Annotated in this window: 14 protein-coding genes; 13 read left to right on the forward strand and 1 reads right to left on the reverse strand. The window is 61.3% G+C overall.

Annotation, left to right across the window (positions count from 1 at the left end):
* Positions 1-86: 86 nt before the first annotated feature.
* The 12 genes from N675_RS07325 to N675_RS07380 all read left to right on the forward strand — a co-directional run bounded on the left by N675_RS07325 (position 87) and on the right by N675_RS07380 (position 13,303).
* Positions 87-1,970, forward strand: a complete 1,884-nt coding sequence (locus N675_RS07325) for a bifunctional homocysteine S-methyltransferase/methylenetetrahydrofolate reductase (protein WP_038038768.1) — start codon at positions 87-89, stop codon at positions 1,968-1,970.
* A 97-nt stretch (positions 1,971-2,067) separates the two neighbouring features.
* Positions 2,068-2,436 carry a 50S ribosomal protein L19 gene (rplS, locus tag N675_RS07330; RefSeq protein ID WP_038039558.1) on the forward strand — a complete coding sequence of 123 codons (369 nt, stop codon included), beginning with the start codon at positions 2,068-2,070 and terminating at the stop codon, positions 2,434-2,436.
* Positions 2,437-2,524: 88 nt separating this feature from the next.
* Entirely contained in the window at positions 2,525-3,175 is a 651-nt protein-coding gene (locus N675_RS07335; protein ID WP_038038769.1) for a ribonuclease HII, read from the forward strand.
* Complete coding sequence (locus tag N675_RS07340) at positions 3,175-3,540, forward strand: YraN family protein (protein ID WP_038038770.1); 366 nt, start codon at positions 3,175-3,177, stop codon at positions 3,538-3,540. Before N675_RS07335 ends, N675_RS07340 begins: the two co-directional genes overlap by 1 nt.
* Before the next feature lie 31 nt (positions 3,541-3,571).
* Positions 3,572-4,807, forward strand: coding sequence for a M20 family metallopeptidase (locus N675_RS07345; protein ID WP_038038772.1), 1,236 nt, complete (start codon positions 3,572-3,574; stop codon positions 4,805-4,807).
* Positions 4,804-5,313, forward strand: a complete 510-nt coding sequence (locus N675_RS07350; RefSeq protein ID WP_038038773.1) for a MogA/MoaB family molybdenum cofactor biosynthesis protein — start codon at positions 4,804-4,806, stop codon at positions 5,311-5,313. Before N675_RS07345 ends, N675_RS07350 begins: the two co-directional genes overlap by 4 nt.
* A gap of 18 nt (positions 5,314-5,331) precedes the next feature.
* Entirely contained in the window at positions 5,332-6,693 is a 1,362-nt protein-coding gene (hisS, locus tag N675_RS07355; RefSeq protein ID WP_038038775.1) for a histidine--tRNA ligase, read from the forward strand.
* Positions 6,694-6,790: 97 nt separating this feature from the next.
* Entirely contained in the window at positions 6,791-7,492 is a 702-nt protein-coding gene (locus N675_RS07360) for a PIG-L deacetylase family protein (protein ID WP_038038776.1), read from the forward strand.
* A gap of 107 nt (positions 7,493-7,599) precedes the next feature.
* Complete coding sequence (moaA, locus tag N675_RS07365; RefSeq protein ID WP_038038778.1) at positions 7,600-8,649, forward strand: GTP 3',8-cyclase MoaA; 1,050 nt, start codon at positions 7,600-7,602, stop codon at positions 8,647-8,649.
* Between the two features lie 82 nt (positions 8,650-8,731).
* On the forward strand, positions 8,732-9,946 hold the full coding sequence (locus N675_RS07370) for a M24 family metallopeptidase (RefSeq protein ID WP_231577967.1): 1,215 nt from the start codon (positions 8,732-8,734) through the stop codon (positions 9,944-9,946).
* A 94-nt stretch (positions 9,947-10,040) separates the two neighbouring features.
* A complete protein-coding gene (locus N675_RS07375) occupies positions 10,041-11,510 on the forward strand; it encodes an O-antigen ligase family protein (RefSeq protein WP_081886932.1) in 1,470 nt (489 codons plus the stop codon).
* A 53-nt stretch (positions 11,511-11,563) separates the two neighbouring features.
* On the forward strand, positions 11,564-13,303 hold the full coding sequence (locus N675_RS07380) for a CocE/NonD family hydrolase (protein ID WP_231577968.1): 1,740 nt from the start codon (positions 11,564-11,566) through the stop codon (positions 13,301-13,303).
* On the opposite strand, the gene gpmI is transcribed toward N675_RS07380, so the two are convergent.
* On the reverse strand, positions 13,271-14,887 hold the full coding sequence (gene gpmI / locus N675_RS07385) for a 2,3-bisphosphoglycerate-independent phosphoglycerate mutase (RefSeq protein ID WP_081886933.1): 1,617 nt from the start codon (positions 14,885-14,887) through the stop codon (positions 13,271-13,273). The genes N675_RS07380 and gpmI overlap by 33 nt on opposite strands.
* 188 nt (positions 14,888-15,075) lie before the next feature.
* Between gpmI and ilvD the strand changes: the two genes are divergently transcribed.
* A complete protein-coding gene (gene ilvD / locus N675_RS07390) occupies positions 15,076-16,737 on the forward strand; it encodes a dihydroxy-acid dehydratase (RefSeq protein ID WP_038039565.1) in 1,662 nt (553 codons plus the stop codon).
* Position 16,738: the final 1 nt, after the last annotated feature.

Here is a 16,738-nt window from a genome sequence, read left to right on the forward strand (position 1 = left end):
AAGGCCGTGTCAATGGTGCGTGGGGCGCATCTGCTACAATAGCGGCTGCTTCGCCGCAACTGGCGGCTCGCGATGGGAGTGCTGCCATGGTCCATCCTTTCCTGGCACGGATGCAGCAAGGACCGGTGTTGTGTGACGGCGCGATGGGGACGCAGCTCTATGAGCGGGGTGTCCGCCTCGACGCCTGTTTTGACGCTGTCACGCTGACGAATCCGTCGCTGGTGCTCGAGATTCACCGTGATTACATTCTCGCCGGCGCTGAAATCATCGAGACGAACACGTTTGGCGCCAACCGCTATAAGCTGGAAGCGCACGGGCTCGCCGATCGCGTGCGCGAGGTGAACTTCCGGGCCGTGAAAGTGGCGCGTGAGGCACGGGAGATTACTGGTCAGCCGGTCTTCATTGCTGGTTCCATTGGGCCGACCGGGCGAACCCTTGCTCCCCTTGGGCGGACGCCGCCGGAGCAAGTTCGCGCTGCGTACCGCGAGCAGGTCGAGGCGTTGCTTGAAGGCGGCGTTGACCTGCTGATCATCGAAACCATGAGCCAGCTCGAAGAAGTGCGACAGGCGGTGCTCGCAGCTCGTGAGGTCAGCGACCTGCCGATCGTCGTCCAGATGACGTTCGCGTCGGACGGGCGGACGCTCGTTGGCCACACGCCTGAAGAAGTCGTCCACGCCGTACGCGAGCTTGGTGTGACCGCCATCGGCGTCAATTGCAGCGTCGGGCCGCGGCACGTGCTCGACGTCTTGCGGCGCATGGCTGGGGTTACCCAAGGCCAGGTGCCGCTGGCTGGCCAGCCCAACGCAGGCTGGCCAACCCAGGTCGGTGAGCGGGTGATCTACACCGCTTCGCCGAGCTACTTCGCCCAGTATGCGCGCGAAGCGGCAGCGTTGGGCGTCGTGATCATCGGTGGCTGTTGCGGCACAACGCCCCAGCATATCCAGGCGATGCGTCAGGCCCTCGATGCGCTGCGCGAGACAGCGCAGCGGCCTGACACCGTGGTCGAAATTCGTCCGCGTGCTGCTCAACCAGTGCTCGCGCCCGAAGGGCCGACGCGGCTTGCGCAAAAACTGGGCAAAGAGTTTGTCGTGAGCGTCGAAATCGACCCGCCGAAGGGGCTCAATCCCCGCAAAGCCCTCGACGGTGCTCGGCTGCTCAAGCAGGCCGGCGTCGAGTTCATCAACGTCGCTGATAGCCCGATGGCACGGGTCCGCATGAGTGCGCTCGCGCTCTGCTACCTCATTCAGCACGAGGTCGGCCTCGAGACGATCCTGCATTTCACGACGCGCGACCGCAACCTCATGGGCTTACAGTCTGACTTGATCGGCGCCCATGCCGTTGGAGTGCGCAACATCATTGCCCTCACGGGCGACCCCCCAACGCTCGGCGACTATCCGCACGCGACACCGGTGTACGATGTCGATTCCATCGGCTTAGTCAGCATTATCAAGGCGTTTAACCGCGGCGTCGACGCTGGCGGGGCATCGATCGGCCAGATGGCGAGCTTCACTGTCGCTGTCGCCTGCGATCCAACCAAGCCCGATCTTGAGCAGGAAATCGAGCGCCTTCATCGCAAGATCGAGGCTGGGGCTGACCTGATTATGACCCAGCCGATCTTTGCCATTGAGACCTGGCAGCATTTCGTTGCTCGCTATGAAGCGCAGTATGGGCCGATCCCAATCCCTGTCCTTTTAGGTATCTTGCCGCTCCAAAGCTATCGCCATGCGCTGTTTTTGCATAACGAGGTGCCGGGCATCACGCTCACGGAAGAAGCGCTTGAGCGCATGCGACGGGCAGGGCCGGAAGGACGGAGCGAGGGGATCAAGCTTGCCCAGGCGTTGCTCTTGCAAGTGCGCGAGATTGCTCACGGCACCTATCTCATGCCCTCATTTGGGCGCTATGAAGTGGCAGCCGAGGTTGTAGCCGTCCTGCCAAACCGCCAGCTCGTTGTGCCAGCGCCGCAGCGCTAGCGCCGTGTTGCTGACAGATTCTACGCTCTGGTACACTACCGCGATGGCGAGCGTTGGCGTGGGCGAGGCGCGATGCAGAGGGAGCAGGACAACAATGATGGAAATCATCCAAAGCCTCCAGCGGGAATACATGCGGGACGATATCCCACCATTCAGTCCCGGCGACACCGTGCGCGTACACTATCGCGTTGTCGAAGGCAACAATGTCCGTATCCAGCCGTTTGAGGGCGTCGTGATTCGCAAGCGTGGTGGTGGCACGGACGCAACCTTCACCGTCCGCCGTATTGCCGCCCACGGCATCGGGGTTGAGCGAACGTTCCCCTTGCACAGTCCCTTTATCGAAAAGATCGAAGTCCTGCGGCACGGGCGTGTTCGGCGAGCCCGCCTCTACTACCTCCGCGGGCGTTCTGGCAAGGCGGCGCGCATCAAGGAGCGTCGTCGCCCCGAAGGCAGCTACCTGCGCTAGCACGACGTATCACACGCATGCACTGACGCGGTGGCAACAGCACGCCACCGCGTTCGTTTTTCGGTACCATACCCGGTGAGGGGGGCGTGTGGCACGGGTTCGGCCATCGTTCCATCACGAAGCACCGCTGTGGGCGGCAGGGCAGCTCGTAGTAGGCGTTGACGAAGTTGGCCGGGGAGCGCTGGCCGGTCCTGTCGTTGCAGCAGCGTGCCTGCTTCCCCCGTGGGTTACCCTGCCCGTTGATGTCTTTGACTCCAAGCAGATGACGCGCCCGCAGCGTGAGCGCGCCTTTCACGTCATTCGCCAGTATGGGATCGTGGCCGTGGGGGCAGCGTCGCATCGGGAGATCGACCGGTACGACATTCGTCGGGCAACGGCTATTGCCATGTGGCGTGCGCTGCAGCGACTGCCTCACTGGGACGTGCTCTTGTACGATGGCCTGCCCATGCACGAGTTTTCCCAACCAGGCATGCACGCGCTTGTCGATGGCGACCAGCACTGCCTGTCAATTGCCTGCGCCGCCATCGTTGCCAAGGTCATCCGTGATGATCTCATGGCGCGACTGGCCCGACGGTATCCGGTCTATGGCTGGGACGAGAATGCTGGCTATGGCACGGCGCGTCATCGCCAGGCCCTCGAGCAGTATGGCCCCTCGCCGTTTCACCGGCGCTCCTTCGCGCCGATCGCGACACTTGTCGCGCAGGTTTCGTCCCTGACAGTTGGCGAGAGGAGGCGGTGATGCCTTCCGCCTATCGTCGCGGTCGCCAGGGAGAAGCGATTGCCGCGGCGTGGGCCCGGCAACGGGGCTGGCAGGTGCTGGCAACGAATTGGCGGTGCGAAGCGGGAGAGTTGGACCTCGTCGCGTTGGATGGCGATGTCCTCGTCGCGCTCGAAGTCAAACTCCGTACCGGTGACCGCCATGGCCTCGCTGAGGAGGGGCTGCGTCCCGGACAACTTGACCGTCTGCTGCAGTCGCTCAGCATGTTTGCGGCAATCCATCCTGAACATGCCGAGCGCCTGTGGCGTGTCGATCTCCTCGCACTCACGCTCGACCGTGGCCAGCTGCAGCGCGTGACTCATGTTCCGAATCTGACGCTTACCTGAGGCTACCTGACGAGAGAAGGAGAGCAGAGCAGTGATCGATCAGATAGATGAGAATGTCCGCACGCGTCTCCAGGCAGCGGTTGCGCAACACGCTGATGCCATGATTGCCTTTGCGCAACGCGCGATCCAGACACGCAGCTTGCCAGGCGAGGAGCAGGAACTGGCCACCCTTGTCAAGCAGGAGATGGAGCGCCTTGGTTACGATGAGGTCTGGATTGACCGTGTTGGCAACGTCATCGGTGTGCTGAAGGGGCAGGGCCAGGGACGGAGTGTGCAGTTCAACGCCCATCTTGACCATGTCCACGAAGGTGATCCCGCGCTCTGGCCGTATCCGCCCTACGCTGGCGTCATTCACGACGGCGTGCTCTATGGACGCGGCGCGTGCGACGTCAAAGGCGCCTTAGCCGCACAGGTCTACCTGGTGCCCGTGCTCCGTGCCGCCGAACTCCTCCCGCGCGGTGACATCGTTGTCGCAGCCGTCGTACTTGAGGAACTCGGTGGGCTCGGCACGCAGACGCTGTGCCAGGAGGTGCGCACCGACGTTGCCGTGCTCGGTGAGCCGACGCGCCTTGAGCTTCGCCACGGACATCGTGGCCGTCTCTTGATCGAGGTTGACTTTGTTGGCCGTTCGGCCCACGCGAGCATGCCAGAGGAAGGGGCCAACCCCTTGTTCTCGCTCGCGCGGTTCCTGCTTGCCCTCGAGCATCTTCCCATGGTGACTGACTCGGTCCTTGGCCCATCGTCCGTTGCACCAACGCTGCTCCGCGTGGACCAAACGAGCAGCAATGTCACGCCTGCGGTCGTCACCCTGTCGCTCGACTGGCGGAATGTGCCCGCTGATACACCTGAGGCGGCGGTTGAACGCGTCCAGCACCTCGCCCGCGAGTGTTGCCAGGCAGGGATTACTGCCCAGGTGCGTCTGGTGCAGCGAAGCGTGCGGACCTATACCGGCATCGAGGCAACCGTGCCGCCGACTCGGGGGTTCCTGCTGCCTGCCGACCACCTGCTCGTCCGTGGTGCGCAGCAGGTGCTCCAGCATGTCTTGGGCCGGGCAGTTCCGCTCGGTGTCTGGCGCTTTGCGACTGACGGCGGTCATCTCATGCATGCTGGTATCCCAACGATCGGCTTTGCTCCCGGTGACGATCGCCTCGCCCATACCGTGCACGACCAGGTATCGCTTGCTGAACTCCGGGCGGGGCTCCTTGGCTATGCTGCGCTTGCCCTTCATCTCTCAGCGCTTGAGGAGAACGAGGAGGCTCGCCCATGAGTCGTTCCGTCGCCGCTCACCGTGCGGCTGCCCCGGAAACAGTGCGGTGCGCTGTCGTCACCGTCAGCGATAGCCGCACACCCGAAACTGACGAAAGCGGCCAGTGGATCAAAGAGCAACTTCAGGCCGCGGGCCATGCAGTCGTGTACTACACCGTGATTCCCGACGAACCCAGCCGCGTCGTTGCCGTCCTCGACGAAATGGCGGGACGCGATGACTGCGACGCGGTACTGTTCAACGGCGGAACGGGCATTGCTCGTCGTGACACGACATATGAAGCGGTGAGCCAGCGCTTGGAGAAGCGCCTCGACGGCTATGGCGAACTCTTCCGCATGCTCAGCTATCAGGAAATCGGCCCGGCTGCCATGCTCTCGCGCGCTGTCGCTGGCGTCTACCGTGGTAAGTTTGTCGCGCTCATGCCGGGATCGCCGCACGCCGTCAAACTCGCGATGGAGAAGCTTCTCCTTCCTGAATTGGCGCACATCATCTTTGAACTCCGACGATAACCGAGGGAGTGTGTGAAGATGGAGCAACAGCCGATCGCGCCGGCGCGCGTCAGCCCACACGTGCTCAGTGGGATGCGCGACTTTTTACCCCAGACCATGATCCTTCGCCAGCAGATCATTGACACCTTTCGTTCGGTCTTTGAGCGCTACGGATTTGAGCCGATCGATACACCACTGATCGAGCGCTATGAAGTCCTTGCTGGCAAATACGGCGAAGAAGGTGAACGCTTGATGTATCGCTTTCAGGATCACGGCGGGCGTGAGGTTGGACTGCGCTACGACTTAACGGTTCCGCTCGCTCGCTTCGTCGCCGCGCACCGCAGCGAGCTGACGTTTCCCTTCAAGCGCTACCATATCGGCCCGGTCTTCCGTGCTGAGCGGCCGCAACGTGGGCGCTATCGCCAATTCTGGCAGTGTGATATCGACACTGTCGGTACACGCTCGATGCTTGCGGACGCGGAAATCGTCCAGGTGTGGCTGGAAGCGTTGCGGGCTGTCGGATTGCACCAAGTCGTCGTCCATGTCAATCACCGCGGTCTGCTGCAGGGACTCGTGGAAGAAGCGGAGGTTGCGCCGGAGCAGAGTTTGACCGTCTTTCGCGCACTTGACAAGCTGGCGAAGATTGGGCCAGATGGCGTGCTAGCCGAAATGGAAGCACACAATGTCCCGCGCCAGGCTGCCCAGCGTCTACTCGCGCTCGCACAGTTGCAGGGTGAGCCAGCAGCGGTGCTTGATGAACTGGATGCGCGGTTGCAGCGCTATCCACATGCCCAGCAGGCGATCGCTGAACTCCGCGAACTCTTCCGTTACCTCAACTGGCTTGGCGTGGCGTCAACAGCGTATGTCCTTGATCTCACGCTCGCTCGCGGCCTGGACTATTACACCGGTCCAGTGTTTGAGGCCATGGTGACTGAGCCGGCGATCGGTTCGCTCGGCGGTGCCGGTCGCTATGATCGGCTCATTGGCATGTTCCTCGGCGAAGAAATCCCGGCAACCGGTGGGTCACTGGGCCTGGAGCGCGTCGTCGAAGTGGTGCAGGAATTGCACCTGCTCACCGCGCCATCGACCGTGAGTGACGCCATGGTCGTCCTCTTCGATCCGGCGTCCGATGCCGCGGTGCTTGGCTTGTTGCGGGAGTTGCGCGAAGCTGGCCTCAACGCTGAGGCATATCTTGGCGAGCGGCGCGATCTGCGGCGGCAACTCCAGTACGCTGATCGCAAGGGCATCCCGTTTGCGCTCTTCTACGGCACTGATGAAGTGGCAGCGGGGGTCGTGACCGTGCGCGACTTGCGTACCGGGGAGCAGCAGCGTGTTCCGCGCGATCACTGTGCGGACTACCTGCGACAGCGTGTGCACGCGCGCCGTTCTCCCACGACCTAAGCTGTGCGAGCGGGAAGAATTGCTTCGTCACTGGCGTTTGAGATAGTGGGTGTGTGCGTGGCGAGCAAACTCGCTGGCCACAGAAGGGTAAGGAGTAATGGCAGAGCAGGCGCAGGTTCCTCCGCGGGTAATGGTGGTTGTTGCCCATCCCGATGATATGGAGTTCAGTAGCGCCGGAACCGTTGCAAAGTTTGTCCGCGATGGCAGCGAAGTCATGCTCGTGCAATGTACGTCAGGCGATAAGGGAACGAGCCGGCGCGATCTCTCGCCGCAGCAACTTGCTGAGATGCGTGAGGCGGAAGAGCGTGAGGCGTGCCGGCGGCTGGGTGTCCAGCACATCGTGTTTTTACGACTTCCCGACGGAGAACTCGTGCCTGACCTGGCCTTCCGCGAGAAGATTGTCCGGCAAATTCGCGCATTTCGCCCTGACATCGTGATTACCCATGATCCATTCCGCCCCTATGCCCTCCATCCGGACCATCGGGCTGTCGGCATCACCACCATTGACGCTGTCTACCCAACGGCGCGCGACCCGCTCTACTTCCCCCAGCACTTGCAAGAGGGGCTTGAACCACATAAGGTTGCCGAACTGTGGCTTTTCGGCGCAGAGTATCCCGATGTCTACATTGACATCTCGGAGACGATTGATCAGAAGATCGAAGCCTTGCGCGCACACGTGAGCCAGGTGGGGGACGCTGCTGACCTTGCCGAGCGCATCCGCGAGCGCGCCCGGGAGCTTGGGGCGGCGCAGCAGCTGCCCTATGCTGAAGCGTTCAAGGTCATCAAATTGCGGCGCTAAATCGAGTTGTGCAACCTTCCCGTTGCGTTTTTCTGCGTAGCGTGTTATCTTCAAACCAGCGGAACATGACGGCCGTATGCGTGGCGGCCAGAACGAAAGAGGGCAAGATGAGCACGGTTCATGAAGCACCAGCCCGGCTGCTTGACGATCGGGCTATCCCGCGCGCTGGTGAGCGGGTGACCCGTGATGCCTATGGCCGCCCCATTACCTATTTGCGCGTTTCTTTAACCGATCGGTGCAATCTTCGCTGCGTCTACTGCATGCCGGCGCATGGGGTGAAGTTCGCCCCGCGCGATGAATTGTTGACCGATGACGAACTCATTCGCGTTGTGCGTGTCGCAGCACGCCTTGGGTTCAACCGCATCCGGCTGACTGGCGGCGAGCCGACGGTCCGCCCGCATCTGGTTGAGATTGTCCGCGCCATTGCGCAAACACCGGGCATCGATGACATCTCGATGACGACCAACGGGCTGTTGCTCGAGCGCCTCGCTCCTGATCTCAAAGCTGCGGGCCTGACGCGGATTAACATCAGTATCGATACCCTCGATCCAGCCCGCTATACGATCATGACGCGCGGCGGCAAGCTCGAGCGCGTCTGGGCGGGTATTCTCGCGGCCGAAGCGGTTGGCCTTACGCCGATTAAACTCAACGCGGTGGTAGTGCGTGGCCTCAACGACCACGAAGTCCCCGACCTGGCGGCGTTGACGCTGGACCATCCGTGGCAAGTCCGCTTCATCGAGGTCATGCCACTCGAAGGCGTCGGCCACGTTCATGATAGTGGCTTGGTCACCACCGCGGAGATGATTGCACGTCTCCAGGAGCGGTTTGGGCCGCTCGAGCAACTCCCAGCTCCGCTCAGCGATCCCGCTCGGGTCTATCGCATTGCTGGAGCGCAGGGCACGATCGGGTTTATCAGCCCGGTGAGCGAGCCGTTCTGTGCCTTCTGCAACCGTGTCCGGCTCACGGCTGATGGGAAGCTCCGTCTCTGCTTGTTGCGGAACGACGAGGTCGACCTTCGCGATTTCATGCGGCGCGGCTGCAGCGATGACGAGCTTGCCGAGCGGATTCGGTTCGCCATCTGGCGGAAGCCATGGGGACATGGGCTGCGCGAAGGTGACCGGAACGTCGGCCGCGGCATGAGTCAGATCGGCGGCTAGCTTCGCTGCCGCTCTCCTTACCAGGGGATAGCAATCACCGCGCATTGGCCGTACACTCCCGCACGAGGAAAGGAAGTGTGCGGTGATTGCCGAGCATGAGCGTCAACTCCTCGAGGAAAAGCTTGTCCAAGCCCAGCACATTCTCAACGAGTGCGATCTTGACCTCTGGATGCTCGTTGCCAGCGAAAGTGATGTGATGGGTGACCCAACATTCCCGCTGGTCGTGGGCACAAGCGTGACATGGCCCTCAGCGTTTTTGCTCACCCGGCACGGGGATCGCATCGCCCTCGTTGGCACCGGCGACGTCGAGAATGTCCGCCAGCTTGGCACCTGGCATCGCGTTATCGGCTACGTTGAGCGTTTCGGACAGCCCTTGCGCGACCTGCTGGATGAACTGCATCCCCAGACAATCGGCGTGAACTACTCCAAAGACAACCCGTTGGCCGATGGCATCCCCCATGGTTTCTTCCTCTACCTTCAGGACATCCTCGCGGACACGCCGTATTGGGAGCGTGTGATCAGCGCTGAGCCGGTCGTGATGCGACTCCGCAGCCGCAAATCTCCCGAAGAGCTACGGCGCATGCGGCAGGCCGTCGCGACAACCTGTGAGATTTGGCAAACTCTGCATGCGTGGCTGCGTCCAGGCCTCAGCGAGTGCGACATCGCAGCGTTTCTCCACGCTGAAGTGCAACGCCGTGGCCTGACGACCGCGTGGGACGCGCGCTATTGTCCGACCGTCACCGCTGGACCAAACTCGCCAATAGGTCATACTGGGCCAACCGATATCGTCCTCGAACCTGGGCAGTTGTTGGCGATCGATTTTGGTGTCCGTCAAGATGGCTATTGCTCGGACATGCAGCGCACGTTTTACGTCCTTGCACCCGGAGAGAGCGCGCCACCGCAGCCGGTTCAGGAGGCGTTCGAGCTCGTTGCGCAGACAATTGCACAGGCGGCTGCAGCCCTCCGTCCAGGTGTCGCTGGCTGGGAAGTCGATCAGGTCGCGCGGGAATGCTTTGCCCGCGCAGGTGTCGAGCCCTGGGCGTTTGCGCTTGGCCACCAGGTTGGCCGGGCGGTACACGACGGTGGCTGCCTCCTCGGTCCGCGGTGGGAGCGGTATGGGCAGCAGCCGTTCTATACGGTAGAGCCGGGCCATGTCTACACCCTCGAACTCGGCCTTTCTGTCCCAGGCTACGGCAGGGTGAGCCTGGAAGAAGAAGTGCTGGTAACAGAGACCGGCTGCGAGTTTCTCGCGCCGCCACAGCGCGAACTCCTGCTTGTGCCCTCGGCTCATGCGTGATCTTCGGAGCACGTGCGACGCTGGTGAGACGTGCGCGATACTGGAAGCACGGATGCGTCGGCGAGCAACGGTCATGATGAGCGGGTAGGCGACGATGACGAGCAGCCAGCACGTTGAGCATCACTCCCCAGGCCTGCTCTTGCCCAGATGGCCGCATGCGCGTTACTCCATTGACCGGAGGCTGCAGTGGCCACTGGCGATAGGGCTTGCGCTGCTTGGCGGCGGAATCATCGGCGCGTTAGCCGTTGCCCACCTTCTTCTCGCCGTGGCCGTGCTCCTTGCTGTCCCGGTTGCGTTGCTCATCCTCGTCGATGTACGGTCGGGGCTCTGGTGCGTCCTGGGCATCGCTGCGCTGCTGCCGTTTGCCGTTTTCCCGGTCAAGGTTGGGTTTACTCCGACGTTGTTCGAGTTCACTGCCAGCGCGGTCTTGGCGGTGTGGGTGGTGCACAGTGCGTTGCAGCGCAACCGACGTTGGCCAGTGCACCGTGCCGGCCTCTTCGTCGTGACCTATCTCATTGTGACGCTTTTTGCCTTCGTGCTCGGCCTCAACCGGGGCTACACGCAGCAAACGTATCACGACTATGCCAAGTTTCTCCTGGCAAGCCTGCTCTTCTTTCCTGTCTGGACACACCTCGTCTCACGTGATGATGTGCGCCGGCTGCTGCTCGTCTGGTTTGGCGCGTATGGCGCCGCGGCGTTCCTCGGCCTCGCGCTGTATGCTGGCGGACCGTCGGTGACGCAGGCGATCCTCGCACGGCTCATTCCCTTCGGCTACCCGAGTGAGCGGATTGTCCGCTACATTGAAGATGACCCCGCAAAGCCGATGCGTCTGATCAGCACCAGTGTCGATCCGAACGCCTTCGGCGGGGCGCTCGCGGTCGTGCTTGTCCTGGCGATCGTGCAATGCATTGCGAAACATCCGCTGGTGCCGCGCTGGGTGTGTCTTGGCGTCATCCTTCTCACAGCGCCTGCGGTGCTCTTGACATATTCACGAGCGGCTTGGGTCGGGGTCGTGGTTGGGGTTGGGATCGTCGCGCTGGTGCGCTATCGCTGGATTATCCTGCCAGGATCGCTCGGCCTTGTCGTTGTGGCCGCGCTTGGGATTGGTTCAGGCTTTCTCCAGCGGTTGCTTCTTGGTCTGCGCCTCCAGGATCCAGCAACGCAAATGCGCCTCGTCGAATACCGCACGGCTCTTGAGGTCATTCGCCGCTATCCGCTTTTTGGCGTGGGATTTGGCGCTGCGCCGACCGTGGAACTCTGGACCGGCGTTTCAAGCATCTATCTCACTGTTGCTGAACGGATGGGGCTCTTCGGGCTTGGGATGTTTCTCATCGTTGTGGCATCGATCGGCACGCTTGGCTGGCGTGCGTGGCGCCGGGTTCAATCAACACCTGATGGTGATCTCCTGCTCGCGCTCCTTGCGGCGCAGGTCACCGTGCTGATCATCGGCTTCTTCGACCACTACTTTGTCAACATTACATTCCCGCACATGGTCTGGCTCTTCTGGCTCCTTCACGCCCTCATCCTGGGCCAGAGTTTGCGTGTCCTGACTGATCCCTCTTGACAACCATCACGCTCGGTCTACCATGAGACCATGTCCCGGTCAGGAGGTGCGTGATGGCGCTCCAATCAGTGTATGAACGGTATAGTGATATTACGGTTGAGTATGATGTCATCGCCCAGATGCGCGATGGGACGCTCCTCTATGCTGATCTCTATCGTCCAACCCGTGGCGGACCGTTTCCGGTGTTGCTGATGCGGTTGCCCTATAACAAAGCGCAAGCGGAAGACCTCACGTACCATCATCCCGCGTGGTATGCCCGCCAGGGATTTCTCGTCGTGGTGCAAGATACACGCGGGTGTTTTCGCTCCGAGGGGGACTTCTATCCCTTTGCTCACGAGGCGTCCGACGGATTTGATACGGTCGAGTGGGCGGCAAGCCTCCCCCATGCGAATGGCCGTGTTGCCATGTACGGGTTCTCCTACGTTGGGGCAACGCAACTCCTAGCGGCGACTCAGCGGCCACCGAGCTTGCGCACCATATGCCCTGGTTTGACAGCGTCGCAGTACTACGATGGCTGGACCTACAACCAGGGGGCATTTGCGCTCGCATTTGCTGCCTCCTGGGCGACGAATTTGGCGATGAACACGGCGCGGAAAATTGGCGATGAAGCGAAACTGGCGCAGTTGGCCGCGGCCTTTGCGCAAGCCCCTGCGTGGTATGGTTCACTGCCGCTCAAAACCTATCCCCCGCTGGCGTCGTCTGGCTTAGCGCCCTACTTCTTCGATTGGCTGTCTCATCCGTCCTACGACGACTACTGGAAGCAGTGGAGCATTGATGCGGACTACAGCCGGATTACTGTTCCTGCGCTGCATATCGGCGGGTGGTATGACGTTTTTATCAGCGGGACGGTGCGCAACTTTGTCGGCCTGCGTCACGGGGCGGGAACCGAGAGCGCACGGGCGCAGCAGAAGTTACTCGTTGGGCCCTGGTATCACTTGCCCTGGGGACAGGTTACTGGGTGCGTTGATTTTGGCCCGGAAGCCCGCAATATTGTTGACTTGTGGCAACTTCGTTGGCTTCGCCAGTTCCTTTTCGATGAGGACACCGGCGTGCTTGAGAAACCGGTGACGGTCTTCGTTATGGGCCTCAATGAGTGGCAGGAGTTCGATGCCTGGCCACCTTCTGGCGCAGAGATGCGCGCGTTCTATCTCCATAGCGCTGGCGCAGCGAACTCCGTCAACGGCAATGGTCGCTTAAGCCTTGATCCGCCTGGCGCAGAGCCGCCTGATGTTTACACGTACGATCCGCTCTCCCCAGTGCCGAGCGCGGGTGGACGCTCGTGCTGCTTCCCGGCGATCGCGCCAATGGGGCCAGCTGATCAAGGAGCAGTCGAGGTATTGAATGGCGTGCTTGTGTACACGTCAGCTCCACTTGAGCGCGATCTGCTCGTTGTCGGTCCCGTCCAGCTGGAGCTTTATGCCGCATCGTCTGCGCCAGATACGGACTTTACTGCCAAACTCTGTGATGTTTCGCCAACAGGCCAGTCAATCAATATTGCGCAAGGCATTGTCCGGGCGCGGTACCGTGAGTCCCTCAGTGATCCGCACCTTCTTACCCCGGGAGAGGTCGTCCGGTATCACATCGATCTTGGCCCAACTGCCCACGCCTTTCGGCGCGGTCACTGCATTCGGTTACAGGTTTCCAGCAGTGATTTCCCGCACTGGGATCGCAACCTGAATACAGGCGGTCCCTTTGCCGAAGAGGGCCTCTCGGCTGCCCGCGTTGCGACACAGCTCGTTTTGCATCAGGATGGATTCGCCTCACGCCTTCTTCTCTCGGTCCTCCCGGTCTAGAGCCTGATGCACCGTGTGCGTCCGCGTTTCGCTGTGCGCGATGAGGCTTTGACCTGTCATCACCTCGGGTTTGGGAAGACCGAGCAGTTCAAGAATGGTTGGAGCAACGTCGCCAAGCCGGCCACCGGTTCTGAGTGGTACGCTGCGGAATGGTGAGTCCTCAGGCGCGACGATGATGAAGGGCACGGGGTTTTTCGTGTGGGCGGTCCACACCTCGGTGGTTCCGGGGACAAGCATTTCGTCGGCATTGCCGTGATCGGCTGTCACAACCAGGATGCCGTGTTGCGCGCGGATAGCCTCTTCGAGTTTCCCCAGGCAGGAGTCGACGCACTCGACCGCGCGAACCGCCGCCTCGAAGACGCCGGTATGCCCGACCATGTCGGGGTTGGCGTAGTTGATCAGGATGAACGCATACTGGCCGCTCTGGATCGCTGCCAGGGCAGCGTCGGTGACTTCTGGCGCGCTCATTTCGGGTTTGAGGTCATAGGTGGCAACTTTGGGCGATGGGATAAGCTTGCGGTCTTCGCCCGGAAACGGCTCTTCGCGTCCACCGTTGAAGAAGTACGTCACATGCGCGTATTTTTCGGTCTCCGCAGTATGGAACTGGCGAAGGCCGGCATCTGCGAGCACCTCAGCGAGCGGCTGGTGGATGTTTTCCGTTGGGAATGCGACGCGAACGGGGAAGTCCGGCTCATACTCGGCCATGGTAACGATCATCACGTCTTTGGGAACACGACAGCGATCGAATTCATGGAAGTCTGGTGCAGTGAGCGCACGTGTGAGTTGCCGTGCACGGTCGGCCCGGAAGTTGATGAAGATCACGGCGTCGCCGTCTTGGACCGGCGCGATCGGCTGGCCGTGCTCATCCACGATGACGGTTGGCTCGATGAACTCGTCGGTGACATTGTGCTCGTACGACTGCTGGATTGCAGCAAGGGGGTCTGATGCTGTAGCGCCCTGCCCACAGACGATCGCATCATAGGCCCGCTTCGTCCGGTCCCAGCGCTTATCGCGGTCCATGGCGTAGTAACGGCCCGAGATGCTTGCGATACGGCCAACGCCGAGCCGTTCAGTCGTAGCGAGGATTTCGCGCATAAACTCGATTCCCGACGTTGGTGCAGTATCGCGCCCGTCGGTGAAGGCATGAATGGCGACGTGAGGAACCTGGTGCCGTGCGGCAAGTTCGAGTGTCGCCAGCAAGTGACGCTGGTGGCTGTGCACACCGCCGTCGCCGATCAGCCCAAGAATATGCAAGGTTCGCCCCGTCGTGCGCGCATGTTCGACTGCTGCGACCAGTGCGGGATTGGTGAAAAAACTTCCATCCTCAATGTCGAGATCGATCCGCGTGATGAGCTGATACACAATCCGGCCAGCGCCAAGATTGAGGTGCCCAACTTCGGAATTGCCCATCTGGTCGTCTGGCAAGCCAACGTCACGGCCGCTACAGCGCAGCGTGGTGAATGGGTAGGCCTGCTGCAGCCGATCCATCGTTGGCGTCCGCGCAGCACGAATCGCATTGCCTTCGTACTCTGGCCCGATGCCCCATCCGTCGAGAATCACCAGCACGACCTGTGGCCTATCCATCCGTGTTTCCTCTCTCACCGTCAGCGTTGAACATGATGGGGGGCGATGCTCGCGAGGAGGCAGTGCCCTCTGATCCTATCGCCCTACTCGGCTGCTACGCAAGGTTGGTGTGTGCACTTGGTGGGAGACGCGGTAGAATGCCGGAACGAAGGCATGGCGCATGGGTGTAGGAGGAAATGCCAATGCGATTGCGAAGTCATATGATCACTCACGGTGTGGAACGTGCCGGGGCTCGCGCGATGATGCGGGCAGTCGGGTTTACTGACGAGGATTTTGAGAAGCCCATCGTCGCTATCGCAAACACTTGGACCGATGCGATGCCCTGCAACTGTCACCTGCGTGACCTTGCGCAGCTTGTGCGCGAAGGGATCCGCGAAGCTGGTGGGGTTCCCGTCGAGTTCAACACCATTGCCATCAACGATGGCATGAGCATGGGAACCCAAGCGATGAAGGCATCGCTGATTAGCCGCGAAGTCATTGCCGACTCCATTGAGCTCACCGCGTTTGGCTACCAGTTTGATGCTCTTGTCGCCCTGGTCGCCTGTGACAAGACGATCCCCGGTGGCGCCATGGGTGTCATTCGCGCAGGTGTCCCGGCAATGGTGCTCTACGGCGGATCGATTGCGCCGGGACAATGGGCTGGGCGCGAACTCAACATCGTCGATGTCTACGAGGCTATTGGTGCCCATGCTGCCGGCAAGATTTCGTACGAGGAGTTGCAGCAGATTGAACGCCATGCGATTCCGGGGCCAGGCGCCTGCGGTGGGCAATATACGGCCAACACGATGGCAATGGCGCTCGAGGTGCTTGGCCTTTCCCCAATGGGCTATAACGCGATTCCCGCAATCCTTCCTGAGAAGTCAGAGGCGACACGCGAGGCCGGCCGACGATTTATGGAGGTCGTACGTGCTGGACGAACCCCTCGAGACTTCTTGACGAAGACCTCGTTCCACAATGCAATCGCCGCGGTTGTTGCAACGGGTGGGTCAACGAATGCTGTGCTCCACCTCATCGCCATCGCGAAGGAAGTCGGCATCGACATCTCAATCGATGATTTTGATGCGATCAGTCGGCGTACGCCGATCATTGCTGACCTCAAGCCTTGGGGCAAGTACCTGGCCTGGAGTTTGTACAAGGCCGGCGGCACCAAGTTAGTTGTCAAGAAGCTCATTGATGCAGGCTTAATTGATGGCAGTGCGCTGACCGTGACAGGCGAAACGCTCGCTGAAGCCGTGGCCGATGCTACTGAAGCACCAGGGCAGCCCGTCGTCTATGACCCCGCAAAGCCCTTGAAGCCCCATGGCGGGCTGGTCATTTTACGTGGCTCGCTCGCTCCCGACGGTGCAGTCCTGAAGATCGCTGGTACAGAGCAGCTTTACTTCCGTGGACGTGCCCGTGTGTTTGATAACGAGGAGGCAGCCATCCAGGCTGTGCTTGGCAAGGAGATTCAGCCTGGGGACGTCGTCGTCATCCGCTACGAAGGGCCGAAGGGCGGCCCAGGTATGCGCGAGATGTTGCAGGTAACAGCAGCGATTGTCGGCGAAGGTCTGGGCCAAGACGTTGCGCTAGTGACCGATGGCCGCTTCTCTGGCGGTACACGTGGGTTGATGATTGGCCACGTTGCGCCCGAGGCCGCAGTCGGCGGGCCAATCGCGCTTTTGCGTGACGGCGACATGATTACGATTGATGTTGAAGGGCGTCGGCTGGACGTCGAAGTGCCGGCTGAGGAACTCGAAGCGCGTCGGGCACAGTGGACGCCGCCAGCGCCACGCTTCACCCACGGCGTCTTTGCACGCTATGCCGCGCTGGTGACCTCAGCGTCCGAAGGGGCAGTGTTGCGCGATCGATAGT

The sequence above is a fragment of the Thermorudis peleae genome, from assembly GCF_000744775.1.
Taxonomy (GTDB): domain Bacteria; phylum Chloroflexota; class Chloroflexia; order Thermomicrobiales; family Thermomicrobiaceae; genus Thermorudis; species Thermorudis peleae.

Coding starts and splice junctions, on each gene's coding strand:
- N675_RS07325 (WP_038038768.1), top strand. CDS start 87: ATGGTCCATCCTTTCCTGGCACGGATGCAGCAAGGACCGGTGTTGTGT.
- rplS (WP_038039558.1), top strand. CDS start 2,068: ATGGAAATCATCCAAAGCCTCCAGCGGGAATACATGCGGGACGATATC.
- N675_RS07340 (WP_038038770.1), top strand. CDS start 3,175: ATGCCTTCCGCCTATCGTCGCGGTCGCCAGGGAGAAGCGATTGCCGCG.
- N675_RS07350 (WP_038038773.1), top strand. CDS start 4,804: ATGAGTCGTTCCGTCGCCGCTCACCGTGCGGCTGCCCCGGAAACAGTG.
- hisS (WP_038038775.1), top strand. CDS start 5,332: ATGGAGCAACAGCCGATCGCGCCGGCGCGCGTCAGCCCACACGTGCTC.
- N675_RS07360 (WP_038038776.1), top strand. CDS start 6,791: ATGGCAGAGCAGGCGCAGGTTCCTCCGCGGGTAATGGTGGTTGTTGCC.
- moaA (WP_038038778.1), top strand. CDS start 7,600: ATGAGCACGGTTCATGAAGCACCAGCCCGGCTGCTTGACGATCGGGCT.
- N675_RS07375 (WP_081886932.1), top strand. CDS start 10,041: ATGACGAGCAGCCAGCACGTTGAGCATCACTCCCCAGGCCTGCTCTTG.
- N675_RS07380 (WP_231577968.1), top strand. CDS start 11,564: ATGGCGCTCCAATCAGTGTATGAACGGTATAGTGATATTACGGTTGAG.
- gpmI (WP_081886933.1), bottom strand. CDS start 14,887: ATGGATAGGCCACAGGTCGTGCTGGTGATTCTCGACGGATGGGGCATC.